The organism is Halorubrum sp. DM2 (assembly GCF_901686465.1).
Lineage (GTDB): Archaea > Halobacteriota > Halobacteria > Halobacteriales > Haloferacaceae > Halorubrum.
In genome coordinates, this window is sequence record NZ_LR594487.1 from 638,924 (window position 1) to 653,026 (window position 14,103).

Annotated in this window: 12 protein-coding genes; 2 read left to right on the plus strand and 10 right to left on the minus strand. The window is 66.6% G+C overall.

Annotation, left to right across the window (positions count from 1 at the left end):
- Window positions 1-3 precede the first annotated feature (3 nt).
- From QOL69_RS03355 to QOL69_RS03370, 4 genes are all read right to left on the minus strand, one after another.
- Window positions 4-969 carry a polysaccharide deacetylase family protein gene (locus QOL69_RS03355; RefSeq protein WP_283402029.1) on the minus strand — a complete coding sequence of 322 codons (966 nt, stop codon included), beginning with the start codon at window positions 967-969 and terminating at the stop codon, window positions 4-6.
- Window positions 970-974: 5 nt separating this feature from the next.
- A complete protein-coding gene (locus tag QOL69_RS03360) occupies window positions 975-1,949 on the minus strand; it encodes a mannonate dehydratase (protein ID WP_283402030.1) in 975 nt (324 codons plus the stop codon).
- A gap of 57 nt (window positions 1,950-2,006) precedes the next feature.
- Window positions 2,007-2,777 (minus strand): SDR family NAD(P)-dependent oxidoreductase, encoded by a 771-nt coding sequence (locus QOL69_RS03365; protein WP_283402031.1) that lies wholly within the window; start codon window positions 2,775-2,777, stop codon window positions 2,007-2,009.
- Window positions 2,778-2,852: 75 nt separating this feature from the next.
- On the minus strand, window positions 2,853-3,872 hold the full coding sequence (locus QOL69_RS03370; RefSeq protein WP_283402032.1) for a GDSL-type esterase/lipase family protein: 1,020 nt from the start codon (window positions 3,870-3,872) through the stop codon (window positions 2,853-2,855).
- A 178-nt stretch (window positions 3,873-4,050) separates the two neighbouring features.
- On the opposite strand from QOL69_RS03370, the gene QOL69_RS03375 reads away from it, so the two are divergent.
- Window positions 4,051-6,057, plus strand: coding sequence for an endo-1,4-beta-xylanase (locus QOL69_RS03375; RefSeq protein ID WP_283402033.1), 2,007 nt, complete (start codon window positions 4,051-4,053; stop codon window positions 6,055-6,057).
- An 86-nt stretch (window positions 6,058-6,143) separates the two neighbouring features.
- On the opposite strand, the gene QOL69_RS03380 is transcribed toward QOL69_RS03375, so the two are convergent.
- On the minus strand, window positions 6,144-6,599 hold the full coding sequence (locus tag QOL69_RS03380) for a universal stress protein (RefSeq protein WP_283402034.1): 456 nt from the start codon (window positions 6,597-6,599) through the stop codon (window positions 6,144-6,146).
- Window positions 6,600-6,718: 119 nt separating this feature from the next.
- Entirely contained in the window at window positions 6,719-8,167 is a 1,449-nt protein-coding gene (locus QOL69_RS03385) for a 2,5-dioxovalerate dehydrogenase (RefSeq protein ID WP_048076358.1), read from the minus strand.
- Between the two features lie 141 nt (window positions 8,168-8,308).
- Between QOL69_RS03385 and gfo6 the strand changes: the two genes are divergently transcribed.
- The gene (gene gfo6 / locus QOL69_RS03390) at window positions 8,309-9,394 is read left to right on the plus strand and encodes a D-xylose 1-dehydrogenase Gfo6 (protein WP_283402035.1); all 1,086 of its coding nucleotides are present in this window, start codon (window positions 8,309-8,311) and stop codon (window positions 9,392-9,394) included.
- 1 nt (window position 9,395) lies between these two features.
- Here gfo6 and QOL69_RS03395 read toward each other — a convergent pair whose 3' ends face one another.
- The 4 genes from QOL69_RS03395 to QOL69_RS03410 all read right to left on the minus strand — a co-directional run bounded on the left by QOL69_RS03395 (window position 9,396) and on the right by QOL69_RS03410 (window position 14,072).
- A complete protein-coding gene (locus QOL69_RS03395) occupies window positions 9,396-9,755 on the minus strand; it encodes a hypothetical protein (RefSeq protein WP_048076356.1) in 360 nt (119 codons plus the stop codon).
- Between the two features lie 101 nt (window positions 9,756-9,856).
- Window positions 9,857-12,058, minus strand: coding sequence for an ABC transporter ATP-binding protein (locus QOL69_RS03400; protein ID WP_283402036.1), 2,202 nt, complete (start codon window positions 12,056-12,058; stop codon window positions 9,857-9,859).
- A complete protein-coding gene (locus tag QOL69_RS03405; protein ID WP_048076354.1) occupies window positions 12,059-13,084 on the minus strand; it encodes an ABC transporter permease in 1,026 nt (341 codons plus the stop codon). It lies immediately after the preceding gene.
- Window positions 13,074-14,072 carry an ABC transporter permease gene (locus QOL69_RS03410; protein WP_048076353.1) on the minus strand — a complete coding sequence of 333 codons (999 nt, stop codon included), beginning with the start codon at window positions 14,070-14,072 and terminating at the stop codon, window positions 13,074-13,076. The genes QOL69_RS03405 and QOL69_RS03410 overlap by 11 nt, the downstream gene beginning before the upstream one ends.
- Window positions 14,073-14,103 lie beyond the last annotated feature (31 nt).

Consider the following 14,103-nt stretch of genomic DNA (forward strand, 5'->3'; position numbering starts at 1 on the left):
CGATCAGGGCGTCAACGTCAGCGACTCCGCGTCCAGTGAAACCTCGTAGTAGCCCCGTCCGTTCCACGGTAGGGGGCGTCCGTTCTGTTCGAGCGTGCCGCCGTCGACGGTGACCCGGAGACGGTGGCCGTCCGGGAACGCGTCGGGACACTCCCACTCCCAGACGGTCTCGTCTCCGACTTCGGTCGGAGTCACTCCCTCGAAGAATCGCTGTGCCCGCCAGTACGACCCGATGCGAGCGACCGTGTCGACCCAGACATCGCCGGCGGTCGCCGCGTGCTCGATGCTCGCCGCGAGTTCGTCGACCGCGACCGGCGCGTACCCCTCCTCGTCGGTCGGCGCGATACTGTGGAACGTGAACAGGAGCCACTCGCCCGCGTCGCGCGCGTCGTCGACCAGCCGGTCGAACGTCTCCGCGGTGTCTCCCGCCTGAGCGACGTAACTGGGCAGCTCGTAGGGGTCCGTCTCGCCGTCGGGTGCGACGGTCCCGCCGCCGACGCCGCGGTTCAGCAACAGCCCCGTCTCTCGGGCGGCGTCACGCCAGCCGCGGTCGCCGAACGGCGACGCCATCGTCGACACGCCGGGCTGGTCGAGGTCCTCCGTGAGGTACGACGCACACGCATCCAGCTCCGCCCGCCGGCTCTCCCGCGGCGTCCCGAAGCTACCGCCCGTGAGGTCGCCGTGCGGGTGGCTCGCGGTGTGGTTGCCGAGTTCGTTGCCGTCGGCGGCGATCGCCCGCCAGGCGTCGGCCGAGGCGTCGCGGTCGCTGGGGACGTAGAAGGTGACGTCGGCACCGGCAGCCCGAAGCGCCCCGTAGTGCTCGACGTGCGACGGGAGCGCGTCGTCGAAGGTGTACGAGACCGCGCTCCGGAAGCCCGCCCAGTCGAGGACGCGTAGATTCCCCGGTTCGCCCGACGGGCGAGACACGTCGTCGCGTGGCGGCGCTGGAGGCGGGGACGGGTCGTTCACGGCGCTCACTCCGCCCGCCCGTCGCCGGCCGGTCGGGTCTGCTCTAAGAGGCCGGTCATGTAGCCGACGGCGAACAGCCGCCCCATGTCGGTGTAGCCGGCCTGCGCGTCGTCGCGGTGGTCCTCGCCGAGCATCCGCGGGACGTGGTCCGGGCGAATCGGGCCGTCGAACCCGACCTCGCGGTACGCCTCCATCGCGGCGAGCATGTCCGTCGGGCCGTCGTCCTGCCACGTCTCGACGAACTCCTCGGGCGTCCCGTCGACGTCCCGGAAGTGGACGAAGTGGATGCGGTCGCCGAACCGTCGAATCGTCTCCGGCACGTCGGCGTCCATCGCGGCGTAGTTGCCCTGACAGAACGTCAGCCCGTGGTTCGGGCTGTCGTGGAGATCTAAGATACGCTGAACGTTCTCCACGGAGCTGACGAGCCGGGGGACGCCGCGGACGGAGTCGACAGGGGGGTCGTCGGGGTGGAGCGCGAGCTTCACGCCCGCCTCCTCGGCGACCGGGACGACCTCGTCGAGGAAGTACTCCAAGTTCTCCCAGAGCTCCGCCTCGGTGATGTCCACGGGATAGTCGGGCGCGCGCTCGGACTGCTCGTGGTCGTAGGCGGTCGTCCGAGAGTCTCCCCGTAGTGGCACCTCGTCTGTGGTGCGGAGGACGCCGACCGGGTTCTCGGTCCACACCCAGCAGTAGACGTCGACGCCGACCCGCCCCATGTTGCGGATGAGCCGCTTGACCGTCTCGATCTCCTCGTCGCGACCGTCTCGACCGAGTACCGTCTTCGTCATCGGCGGGCGGTCCTCGACGACGTCCAAGGAGAGCCCGTGGTCGGCGAACCGGTTCTTCGTCGCGAGCAGCGAGTCGTACGTCCACCACTCCTCTTCGCCCCAGAACCGGACGACCGCGGCCTTGACGCCGAGCTGGCGGGCGAGCGTCCATCGCCGGTCCGGTCGCGGCGGCAACATCAGTGACGTGTCCATGCGTCGGCTTCGTGGACGCTCCCAATAGTAGTTCCGTGTGCGGGGTTCGGCCCCGAGTTACTGTGCGCTGTCGTCGTACCCGCCGTCGACGGTGATCACTTCGCCGGTCGTGAAGGAGGCGGCGTCGCTCGCGAGGTAGAGCGCGGTCCCGACCATCTCGTCGGGCGTGGCGACTCGACCCATCGGGGTGCGCTCGTCGACGGTCTCGCGGAACTCGGAGCCGTCGTCGAGCTTCGGGCCGGCCATCTCGGTCTTGACGAAGCCGGGCGCGATGGCGTTCACGCGGATGTCGGGCGCGAGGTCGGCCGCGGCGGCGCGCGTCAGCCCGTTCACGCCGCTCTTCGCCGCGCAGTAGGCCGCCCGGGCTTCCCGGGCCTGGTCGGCGGACATCGAGGAGATGTTGATGATGCTCCCGGCGTCCATCTCCCGGGCGAACACCCGGCAGGCCGTGAAGACGCCGGTGAGATCGACCTCGATGTCCTGTTGCCACTCCTCGTCGGTCATCTCGGTGATCGGCGACTGAGCGACCGTCCCCGCCGAGTTGACGAGGATGTCGACGTCGCCGACCTCTTCGATGGTCGTGTCACGGAGGGTTTCGAGGGAGTCGGCGTCGGTCACGTCACACGTCACCTCGGCGGTGGCCGCGCCGCGCTCGCGAAGTTCCTCGGCGACGCGCTCGACGGCGTCCGCGGAGCGGCTGGTCGCGACGACGTCGGCACCGTCCTCGGCGAACCCGAGCGCGATGGCGCGGCCGATTCCCCTCGTGCCGCCGATGACGACGGCGGTCTTTCCCTCGACACTCACGGACGGCATGCTATCTGTAGACATACGCGACCGTTCCGTCGCCGGTGATTTATACGTGGTGGAACGCCGCGTTCGGTGGCCCAACGTCCGAGACGTGTCTCACTCGACGACCGCGTCGAGGCGTTCCGCCAGTCGGTCTCCGATGGTGGCCATCCCGGCGTCACCCGGATGGAGGAGGTCAGCGGTCAACCCGGTGGGATCGAGGAGGTCCGGGCCGTCGACGACGGACAGGTTCTCGTGCGGAGACGCGGCGGCGACCTCGCGGAGCGCCGTCCGGTACGCCGCGGCGTGTTCGGCGTCGCCGGCGGCCGTGAGGTCGTCGTGATACGGGAACAGCGTGACACAGACGACGGGCGTATCCGGGTGTGCGCCGGCGACGGTGTCGACGAAGGTCTCGGCGCGCTCGCGAAACGTCTCCGGGGCGAACCCGCCGGTGTTGGCCATGTTGACCGAGAGCCCGAGCGTCGCGACGTCCCAGTCGTCGCGGCCGGCGACGTGTTCGGCCATCGCTTCCTCGCAGTACGCGGAGCCCGAACACCCGAGGTTCAGCGCGTCGTAGCCCAGTCGGCGGGCGACGTGAGTGACGTAGTCGGTGTGGAGCGCCGACGCCGCCGCACCTTCCGTGATGGAGGTTCCGTACGCGAGATAGCGCGTGTCGGGCAGTTCGCTCTCGCGCGGTGGTCGGCAGGCCCCGGAGACGTCGTGAAGTGCGACCCCCGTTCGGCGTTCGAAGCGGATTCGACAGACGCGCCGATCGAAGCGACCGGCCCGCGTCCCCGGCGAAAGGTCCGCGAGGCGGTCCGGAACGCCGAGCGTCAGCGTTTCGGGCTCCGGCCCGATCTCGGTCGGTTCCCACGGCTGGAAGACACCCCAGAAGACCCGCACGTGCGTCTCCTCGGCGGCCGAGACGGTCACCTCGACGTCGGTGTCGTCACTCCCCGGAACGAAGCGGATCTCGCTCCCCGTCGGGCACCGGACGCGCTCGCGGGCCGTTTCGTTTAGCTCCGCGCCGACCGCCGCGGGGACCCGACAGAGGCGTTCCCCCTCCTCGGTCCACTCCGCTGGAACGGTCTCCGTAACGTTGTGTAACGAGACGGACGAATACGCCGGCGATTTCATATACACGCCATCAGCGGTCAACGGTATGAGACTGTCGGAGCGCGGTCGCTTCACGCCGGTCGTGACCGTTGTATCTGCTCCGATACCGAGTGAGAATTACGCGGGCAACGGCATAGAATAATAGCATTAATAATTAAATAATAGTACTCCGTTAGTGTGAATGGAGTGATCACACTCCATGAGAGAACCTAGCACTAGCCGCAAGAGTAGTCGACGAACCGTTCTGAAAGCGCTCGGCGCGTTCGGTGTCGCGGCGGCCGCGAGACCCACCGCGGCCCAAGCCGCCGACGCGGACGCGAGCTACCGCGAGGCGCTACAGGCGGAACTCACGGCATCGAGCAGACAGCAAAAACAACTCCCCGAGGGGTCGTACGTCTACGGCTCCACCGAAGCGGAAGCAACCGACGCCTTCTCGCTGGTCGGCGGCGGTTCGGCGACAGCCTTCGACGTGGACAGCGACAGCGTCCCACACACGCGAGCAGAACGCCTCGACGTCCCCGAGACGGACGACTCGACGGCGGTCGCGTACCGCGGACCGGTGACCGAACACAGCATCGAACCCGGCGACCGGCTTCTCGGTGTCGCGTGGATCCGTAGCGACGACGGTGCCGAAGCGAGCGCGCGGTTCGGATACGTTGATGCCGACGGGCAGCCGGTCGGCGAGAACTTCGTCCAGCGGGGCGACAACGTCGACGCCTCCGAGGAGTGGCTGCGGTACTTCTTCCCCGTCGAGGTCGGTGACGCGCCCGCCGCCGGCGACACCCTCGCGCTGGAACTGCAGGTCGGCTCCGCGGAGCAGACCATCGAGGTCGGCGGCGTCGCACTCCTTGACTACGCCGACACCGGTGTCGGACTCGACACGCTCCCGCCGTACCACTACGACGGCCGGAGTCCGGACGCCGACTGGCGCGAGGATGCCCAAGCACGCATTGAGGAGCACCGGACGACGGACATCGAGGTCGAGGTACGGAACCCCGGCGGCCAGCCCATGAACGGTGCGTCCGTCAATGTCGAGATGGTCGAACACCAGTTCGACTTCGGGAGCGCCGTCTCGGTCGAACACGTCACCGGCGACAGCGAAGACGACCGGATCTATCGGGAGACGTTCAGCGAGAACTTCAACAAGGCCGTCGTCGAGAACGGCCTCAAGTTCCCCGCGTGGGAGGGCGAATGGGACATGGATAGGGAAGACATTCGGGCGACCCTCGACTGGCTGAACGAGCGTGACGTTCCGACTCGCGGCCACTACCTCCTCTGGGAGGAGTACCAGACTGACGGCGGCGGCGGGATGAACATCCAAGACGCAGAGGAGAAGTCCGCCGAGGAGATTCAGGCGGAGATCACCGAGAAGATCGCCGAACACGCCGCCGAGTTCGAGGGCGAGGTCACGGAGTGGGACGTACACAACCACCCCGTCTGGCAGTCCAACTTCCGGGACGACCCCGACCTCGGCTGGGAGGCCGTCGACGAGTGGTGGCAGGCGGCCGACGACGTCACGGACACCGAGCTGTACACCAACGAGATGGGGGCTATCGGTGGCCAGTGGCAGCGCGATCAGTATCTCGACTACATCGAACACCTCGTCGAGAACGACTACCCGATCGACGGCATCGGGTTCATGGGCCACCACCAGCAGCAGTACAATCAGATACTCGATATCGCGGACATGGAAGCCGGCTTCGACCAGTTCGCGGAGTTCGGACTCCCGTTGCTGGTTACGGAGTTCGACATCGAGATCTTCGACCGCCGGAACGCTCAGGACGTCGCGGTACAGACGGACTACACGCGGGATTTCCTGACGATGGCGTTCAGCAAGGAGGCGGTCGAGGGCGTCCTCTCGTGGGGGTTCTGGGAAGACGACCACTGGCGGCCGACCGGCGCGTACTTCGATTCCGACTGGACGCTCCGAGAGAACGGCGAGCAGTACTTCGACCTCGTCTTCGGAGAGTGGTGGACCGAGGAGTCCGGCGAGACCGACGGCGATGGGACGTACGCCACGGGAGGATTCAAAGGCGAGTACCGGATCACGGCCGAGAAGGGCGCGCTCTCGGAGACGGTCGAGGCGACCGTCGACGACGAGACCGAGACCGTCACCGTCGAACTGTCCCCGCCCGGAAACGGCGGGGGCAAGGGGCGCGGAAACGGGAACCGCAGAGGCGGTTCCCCGCAAGGTAATGTGAGGTAATCGGGAATCGGAACACAGACGAGAGTGGGAGCGATATCGCCGGACGAACCCTCCCGACGGCCGCCCTCGACACCGTGCGTCTCCGGTCAGTTCGTGCGGACGGTGACGAATCCGGAGAAGTTGAGGATGAGCTGTTGGGTGGTGTCGCCGAACATCGCTTTTCCGGTCGGAGACCGTCTTCGTCCCGTCGTGTACACGTGGTCACAGCCGCGCTCCTCCGCGAGCTCGATGATGCGACCCGCGTCTATCTCCTCGGTCACGTCCGTGACGACGCTGTACTCGACGTCGAAGTCGGCGAGCGGCTCGCGCGCGATGTCGTCGACGAACTGCTTTGCGACGGTCTGTGCGTCCTCGTCGGCGTAGTCTTTGTGTTCCACACGTCCGATCTTGTCGAGCGACTCCTGTGACTCCTCGAACTCCTCCGGCGTCAGCGGGAAGTACAACACCAGTTCGGCGTCCGCCCCGACGGCGTACGCGGCGGCTTCTCGGAGTAAGTCGCTGCTGTGGTCCGGGTCGTCGATGGCTACGAATGCGTCCTCCATGGCTGTCTTCACGAACCCGTCCCGTATAAAACTCGTCTCTCGAAAGGGAACCGGCCGGAAATGGGACAAACGAGGCCGGTTATCTATCGGACGGTGCCTGCGAGACGGACACGATCGGTTCAGTAGTTGTCGTAGACGGTCTTCTCGATCGTGTAGAACTCTAACCCCTCGTCGCCCTGTTCGCGCCAGGTCTCCGACGAGGAGCGCTTGAACCCGCCGAAGGGAACGTGGAGTTCGAGCCCCGTGGTCTTCTCGTTGACCTTCACGACGCCCGCCTCCGCGTCGTCGATGAACCGCTTGGCTTCGGTGTGGTCGTCGGTGACCACGCTGGCCGAGAGCCCGTACTCCACGTCGTTGGCGACGTGAAGCCCCTCGTCGAAGTCGCTGACCTCGATGACGGCGATCACCGGGCCGAACACCTCTTCGCAGGCGATCGTGTCGTCGTTGTCGACGTCGGTCAGGACGGTCGGCTCGACGAAGTGGCCGGTCTCGACCGCGTCGCCGGTCGGCTGCCCGCCCCCCGCCGCGACCGTCGCGCCCTCGTCGCGGGCGATGTCGACGTACTCCAGCGTCGACTCCAGCTCGTCGGCGCTGACCTGCGGGCCCATCTCGTGGTCCAGCCCCGGGCCGATGTCGATGGCCTCGGCGGCGGCGACGAGCTCGTCGACGAACTCGTCGTACACGTCCTCGTGGACGATAGCGCGGGAACACGCCGTACACGACTGACCGGTCGTGCCGAAGCCGCCGGTCGCGACGATCTCGGCCGCCTCCGCGGGATCGGCCGAGTCGGCGACAAGCGTCGGGTTCTTCCCGCCCATCTCCGTCTGGACCCGTTTCCCGGCGTCCGTGGCCTGATCGTAGACCATCTCGCCGACCTGCCCGCTGCCGGTGAAAGAGACCACGTCGGTCCCCTCGCTCGTGATGAACTCGCTACCAACCGAGCTGCCCGGCCCGGTGACGACGTTGAGCACGCCGTCGGGGAGCCCGGCCTCGTCTAAGGCCTCCGTGACCGCGAGGACGACGCCCGGAGCGGCGCTCGCCGGTTTGATGACCACCGAGTTGCCCGCCGCGAGGGCGGGAGCGAGCTTCCACACGGGGATGGCGATGGGGTAGTTCCACGGCGTGATCAGCGCCGCGACGCCGACCGGCTCCTTGCGCGTGTACAGCGTCGTGTCACGGCTGCTCGACCCCTTCACCGTCCCGCCGAGGTCCGAGGCCTTCCCCGCGAAGTAGTGGAAGATGTCTATCGCGCGCTGTACCTCGCCGGCCGCCTCGGGACGGGCCTTCCCCTCCTCCTCGACGAGCAGTTCGGTGATCTCGTCTTTCCGATCGGCGAGGCTCGTCCCCGCCCGCCGGAGAATCCGTCCGCGCTCCGGACCGGGCGTGTCCCCCCACTCGTCCTGTGCGGCGGCCGCCGCCTCGACCGCTTCGGCGGCGTCCGCCGCGCTGGACTGCTGGTAGCTCGCTACCGTCTCGTCGGGGGCTGCGGGATTGTGAACGTCGAACGTCTCTCCCGTCTCCGAGGAGGTCCACTCTCCGCCGACGTAGTTATGATTAAGCTCTGGCACGTTTCCATGTGCGTGGTTGACCCATACTATTCTTACGGTTCTAACGGGTCGGCGGGTGTCAGCTGAACGGAGGAATTCCGTTCTCGCGCAGCGGCGTGCGTCGTCCAATACACTTTTCTCAATCGCCGTGAACGTGCTGCCATGTCCGCTTCCGACTACCTTGCGAGCGTGAGGGATCGAGACTGGCAGCAGTTGGAGTCCGGGACGCTCCGCGTCGCGATGATCAGTCTCGGGTGGTGGACCCGCGAGCAGGCGATTCCCGCGGTCGAGGAGACGGAGTTCTGTGAGACGACCGTCCTCGTCAGCAGTAGCCGCGAGAAGGCGACCGCGGCCGCCGAGGGGATTCCGTCAGTCGAGACCGCACTCACCTACGAGGAGTTCACGGACGGGGAAGCGACCGACGAGTACGACGCGGTGTACGTCTGTACGCCGAACGCGCTACACCTCCCGTACGCCGAAGCCGCGGCGGAACACGGGAAGGCGGTCCTCTGTGAAAAGCCCGTAGAGGCGACCCGCGAACGCGCCGAACGGCTCGTCGAGGCCACCGAAGACGTCCCGCTGATGGTCGCCTATCGGATGCAGACCGACCCGCAGGTCCGGCGGATGCGCGAACTGATCGCGGAGGGGGCCATCGGCGACCCCGTGGGAGTTCACGGGAGCATGAGCCAGCAGATGCTCGAAACGGTCTCCGGCGACGCCGAGCAGTGGCGTCTCGACCCGGACCTCGTCGGATACGGAGCGAGCGTGATGGATCTCGGGATTTATCCGCTCAACACCGCGCGCTTCGTCCTCGACGCCGACCCCGTCAGCGTGACCGCCCAGATGCGGTCCGTCGACGAGGCGTTCCGCGACGTGCCCGACCAACACGCCGCGTTCACCGTTCGGTTCGACGACGGGACCCAGGCGGCCTGTACCGCCGGCCAACACGCCGCGTACACGGGTCACCTCCGCGTCGTCGGCACTGACGGCGAACTGATTCTCGAACCGGCTTTCCTCGGACAGCCCGAACAGACGCTCCGACTCCACAGGGACGGGCGACGCTTGGAGGTCGCCGACGGCCGGCAGGACGTGATGCGAGACGAGATGACCGAGGAGTTCGACTACTTCGCCGACCGCGTGCTTCGCGAGGCCCCCATCGGCCCCGACGGCGACCACGCGCTCGTCGATATGCGAACCCTCGAAGCGATCTACGACGCCGCGGAGACCGGGGACACCGTTCGGGTGTGAGCTACGCGGGATCCGCCGTTCCTTGCGCGTCCAGAATATCCAACAGTTCGTTTGCGAACTTGACGGTCCGGAGCGGGAGTCCGTAGCGCTCCGTGCTCATGTCGTACTCGCGGAGCTCGTCGACGGTCTCGTCGGTGTGAGGCAGCGTCGTCACCGCCTCGCGGACGTCGATCGCTAGCGTTCCGTCGTCCGTGTCGAGCCACGGCTGGGTCCGCTGTTTCTGGTCGTACTCGATCGAGTGCGTCGAGTCGCCGATCGCCGTAATCACGTCGTCGATCGTGCCGATATCGACGCGATCGTCGCCCGCCTCCGAGACGAGGGTCAGCCGCCCGTCGTCGCAGTCTGGGACGTACCGTGTCATGGATTGCCGTTACGGCGTGCGGGTAATAATCCTGTTGTCGCCCGGAGTCGAGAACGGCGGGAGGCTCTCGGGCGAAGCGAGCGCGTCGCGTTCCGGACGCGCTACTTCATCACGCTCGGATCCTCCTCAGCGCCGTCGAGGGGCTCGCTGTTCCAGTAGCGGTGGTTCGGGTCCTCGCGGAAGCACGCCGCCTTGCCGTCGGCGTCGTCGACGCCCCGGAGGCTCGGCTTCTCCTCGCGGCACGCCTCGCGAGCGACCGGACACCGCGTGTGGAACCGACAGCCCGACGGCGGGTCGACGGGATCGGGCACGTCGACCTCGCGGAGCGGCGGCCCGGAGTCGTCCATCTCGTCGAGGTCGAGGTTCGGCGTCGCCCACCGAAGCACCTCGGTGTAGGGATGGCGCGGATCGTGGATGAGTCGCTCCGCGGACGCGATCTCGACGATCTCCCCGAGGTACATCACGGCGATGCGGCCGTCCCCGTGTTCGGCGAAATACCGCGCGTTCGAGAGGTCGTGGGAGATGAACAGGAACGACGTCTCGAACTCGGTCTGGAGTTCCAGCATGAGGTCCATGATCTCGATGCGCAGCGAGACGTCGACCGCGCTGATGGCCTCGTCGGCGAGGATCGCCTCCGGGTTCATCAGCAGCGCGCGCGCCAGCGCGACGCGCTGCTTCTCGCCGCCAGAGAGCTGATGGGGGTACCGGTCGAGGAAGTCGTCCGCCGGCGTCATCCCCACGCGTTCGAGCAGCGAGACCATCCGGGCGCGCCGCTCCCCGCGGTCGCTGTCGGGATGGGTGTGCCGGAGCGCCTCCGCGAGGATATCGACGATTCGGCGGTTGGGGTTGAGCGCGCTCCCCGGGTCCTGATGGATGATCTGGAGCGACGACCGGATGTCGTCGTACGGGATCTCCCCGCCGCCGGATTTCGCCTCCCAGACGTCTTGCCCGCGGAACTTCACGGAGCCGCCGGTCGGCTCTTGGAGGCCGATCATCGTCTTCCCGAGCGTCGTCTTCCCGCAGCCGCTCTCGCCGAGCAGGCAGACGAGGTCCTGTTCCTCGATGTCGAGGTCGACGCCGTCGACCGCGCGCACGACCCGAGAGTCGTTGAACAGCCCCTCGACGAACCCCTGTTCCTCCTCGAAGTGGACCTCGACGTCGTCCAGCGACAGCAGCGGCGGTTCGTCGCTGACTCTCCTCCGAGCGCCGGACTCGCTGTCGCCGGGGGACTCGACGGCTTCGACGTCGAGGCTGTCCTCCCCGAAGTTGAGGGGGATCTCCTCGCGGGCCTCGTCCCAGTGGTGGCAGGCCGACCGGTGGTCGGTCCCCTCGTGGGAGACCAGCGGCGGATCGTCAGTCCGACACTCCTCGGTCGCCAGCGGACACCGGGGATGGAACCGACACCCCGACGGGACGTTGATCGGCGCTGGCCCCTCTCCCTCGATGGGCTTCATCTCCGAGAGCGGCGCGTCGAGGTTCGGCGTCGCGTTCAACAGCGCTCTCGTGTACGGGTGTGCGGACCGCTGGATGATGTCGTTTCGCGGGCCGATCTCCGCGAACTGGAACGCGTAGATGATCGCCATCCGATCGGCGAGCGACGCGATCAGCGGGAGATCGTGTGTGATGAAGGCGATCGTCAGATCGTACTCGTCTTGGAGCTCTTCGAGTAGCGTGAGGATGGACCGCTGCATCAGCAGGTCGAGCGCAGCGGTCGGCTCGTCCATCACCAGCACCTCCGGGTCGAGCACCATGCTCAACGCGATCAGCGCGCGCTGTTGCATCCCGCCCGAGAGCTCGTGCGGGTACGACCCGAGCACGCGGTCGGGTTCAAGGTAGAGATTTTCGAGGAGTTCGGCCGCGAACTCCATGCCCTCCGAGACGTTCTTGTCATGGGCCTTCAGCGTCTCCTCGAAGTGCGCACCGACCTTCATCGTCGGGTTGAACGAGCTCATCGCACCCTGGAAGACCATCGAGACCGTCTCCCAGCGGAACTGGCGGAGCTCCTCGTCGCTCAGTTCGAGGACGTCGACCGTCTCGCCGTCCTCGGGGTGGTAGTGGATCTTCCCGCTGAGAACGCCCGGATCTGGGATGGAGTCCATGAGCGCGGAGGCGAACATCGACTTCCCGCTGCCGCTCTCCCCCACGATGCCGAGTACCTCGTGGCGCTCGATGCTGACGTTCGCGTCGTCGAGGACGTACGTGCGCCCGTCGTTGAACGTGACGTTCGTGTCCTGTACTTCGATGATCGGATCCTCGACGGCGTCGTCGGTCGACGGCGTCGAAAGTGCGTTTTCAGTAGCCATTTAGATCGGCCCCGTGGTCGTCTCCTCGTCCGGTTCCTCGATCGATTCGGACTCCCCGGAGAGGCGCGTCCGCACCCGGGGGTTGAAGATGCGGTCCATCCCCTGACTCAGGAGGATGAGTCCGAACGACAGGCCAACGATGGCGACCATCGGCACCATGAGCCAGTGGACCGCGTCCAGCGTGAACAGTCCGCCTTGGCTGTACGCGTTGTTCAGCGTGACGCCCCAGTTCTGCCCGCTGTACGGCAACACGCCGATGAAGTACAGGCCGACGGACGCGAAGATCGTGTACCGGGCCGCGAGCACGAAGTTCACCATCACGTACGGCATGATGTTCGGGAGGACGTCCTTCCGGATGATACGGAAGGTACCCGTCCCCATCGTGCGGGAGGCCTCGACGTAGCTCTCCTCGCGGATCGAGAGGACCTGCGAGCGTATCGAGCGACCGAGCCCCGCCCAGTAGTTGATCGTGAGGATGACGCCGAGCAGCAAGGGGTTCTGCGGGTTGATTGCGATCGCGAGCACGATGACCAACGGTAGCCCCGGAATCGCCATGAAGAAGTCGGATATCGACGTGATGACGGTGTCGACGCGGCCGCCCTTGTACCCCGAGACGGTGCCGACGAACAGCGCGAGGCCGGTCGCCCAGACCCCTCCTGCCAGTACCATCAGCAGGATGAACGGCGTCGAGTCGATGATGAGCGCCAGCAGGTCGGTCCCGGACTGGGTCGTCCCGAGCGGGTACTGGAGCGACTGGAACGGCAACAGGAGCCGCTCGGAGGACTGGTTCGGACTGGCGTCCCGCCAGAGACCGAACACGTCTACGAGCGCCATCAGCAGGTAGCCGCTCAGGATGACGATGCCCGCGCGAGTTCGACCGTCCGACCACGCGACGACCGCGGGCTCGCGGATCGATCGCCGATAAAACTCCGCGAACCGGTCGCGACGGCTGATCTCCTCGGTGGAGGCCTCCGCGCGCCAGCCGAGCTCGGCGGACGTCGCGTCGTCGTTCGCGTCAGTAGGCATTCGAATCACCTGCGCTGATGCGCGGGTCGATGAGGCCGTACGTCAGGTCGGCGATGTAGACGGCGACGACGAGCGTCACCGTGATCACGAGGAAACAGCCCATCATGAGGGGGTAATCGTTCGCGTTGAGGGAGTCGATGAGGTAGTAGCCGAGTCCCGGGTACGCGAAGATGTCTTCGAGGACGACGGTCCCGCCGAGCCGGAACCCGAACTGGAGAAGCAGGCCCGTGTACATCGGGAGGATGGCGTTCTTCGCGACGTAGCTGGTCGCGATGCGGCTGTCCGAGAGGCCGCGCAATCTGGCGACCTCGACGAACTCCTCGCCGAGCACTTGAATGCTGTTACCGCGCATGTTGAGCGCTCTCGATCCGATTCCTCCGATCGTGAACGATGCGATCGGTAACGCCGCGTGGTAGAGGACGCTTCGGATGTAGGGGACCGAGAAGCCCGCCTCAACGCTGCGCGCTGACGCGCTCCCCGTCGGGAACCAGCCGAGCTGGTACGCGAGGATGAACACGCCGAGTACGGCGAAGATGTAGTACGGGATCGACATCAGGAAGATGGACACGCCGGTGGTGCCCTTGTCGAACGGCGACCCCTCCCAGTACGCCTGAAGGGCCCCGATACTGACGCCGATGGCGAACATGAGGATGGTCGATGTCACGACGAGGAAGACCGTCCACGGAAGCGCGCGAGCCACTACCGCCGCGACGGGCTCGTTCAACGAGATGGACTGCCCGAAATCCAGCTGCAAAATGCCGACGATGTAGTCGATGTACTGCTGCCAGAGCGGCGCGTCCGGGCGGATGTTCTGTAACGCCTCGATGCGTGCGTTGACCTGTTCGGCCGGAACCCCCCGCTGGAGTAGCGAGATCCGCAACTGGGTGAACGGCCCGCCGGGGAGCAGTCGGATCAGCCCGAACGTGAGCGTTGCGACCGCGAGAATGGTCGCGGGGATGCGGAGCGTCCGTTTGAGGTAGTAGTTCATGTTGGCAAATGTTAGCAGAGACTATCGGCTT

Excerpts from the sequence above, each read along its gene's own strand:
- QOL69_RS03360 (WP_283402030.1), bottom strand. The coding sequence starts at position 1,949 with ATGGACACGTCACTGATGTTGCCGCCGCGACCGGACCGGCGATGGACG.
- QOL69_RS03365 (WP_283402031.1), bottom strand. The coding sequence starts at position 2,777 with ATGTCTACAGATAGCATGCCGTCCGTGAGTGTCGAGGGAAAGACCGCC.
- QOL69_RS03370 (WP_283402032.1), bottom strand. The coding sequence starts at position 3,872 with ATGAAATCGCCGGCGTATTCGTCCGTCTCGTTACACAACGTTACGGAG.
- QOL69_RS03375 (WP_283402033.1), top strand. The coding sequence starts at position 4,051 with ATGAGAGAACCTAGCACTAGCCGCAAGAGTAGTCGACGAACCGTTCTG.
- QOL69_RS03380 (WP_283402034.1), bottom strand. The coding sequence starts at position 6,599 with ATGGAGGACGCATTCGTAGCCATCGACGACCCGGACCACAGCAGCGAC.
- gfo6 (WP_283402035.1), top strand. The coding sequence starts at position 8,309 with ATGTCCGCTTCCGACTACCTTGCGAGCGTGAGGGATCGAGACTGGCAG.
- QOL69_RS03395 (WP_048076356.1), bottom strand. The coding sequence starts at position 9,755 with ATGACACGGTACGTCCCAGACTGCGACGACGGGCGGCTGACCCTCGTC.
- QOL69_RS03400 (WP_283402036.1), bottom strand. The coding sequence starts at position 12,058 with ATGGCTACTGAAAACGCACTTTCGACGCCGTCGACCGACGACGCCGTC.
- QOL69_RS03405 (WP_048076354.1), bottom strand. The coding sequence starts at position 13,084 with ATGCCTACTGACGCGAACGACGACGCGACGTCCGCCGAGCTCGGCTGG.
- QOL69_RS03410 (WP_048076353.1), bottom strand. The coding sequence starts at position 14,072 with ATGAACTACTACCTCAAACGGACGCTCCGCATCCCCGCGACCATTCTC.